A 278-nucleotide genomic window follows, 5' to 3' on the forward strand; every position below is an offset into this window, starting at 1 on the left:
GCTCCTTACTCGCTTGTGGCGCAGCTTCATTGTGGCTCACCAAGAATTTATCCAAGCTCAGTTCCTGACCATTCTCCGTACACTCATTGCCTCCGTTGATTAAACAACGCTCATAAATCTCAACCGTGCTTTTGAAAGAGGCAACGTTGGTAAGCGCATAATGGCTGATGAAGTCGTCAACGGAGCGCAATTCGCCAGAATCATTGAAGCAATCATGGAATCCATACTTCACGGCCTTATCTGCTTCGTCGGAATAGCGATCTATTTTTGAAAAACTC

The 278-nt window shown here is 45.7% G+C and carries 1 protein-coding gene; it reads right to left on the bottom strand.

What is annotated here, in order from left to right:
- Positions 1 to 278 (bottom strand): hypothetical protein (locus I5349_RS13700; protein ID WP_226391344.1); only part of this gene is annotated, 278 nt, incomplete at both ends.

Origin of the sequence: Penaeicola halotolerans, from assembly GCF_016464625.1 — a bacterium.
In the GTDB taxonomy this organism is placed as follows: domain Bacteria; phylum Bacteroidota; class Bacteroidia; order Cytophagales; family Cyclobacteriaceae; genus Penaeicola; species Penaeicola halotolerans.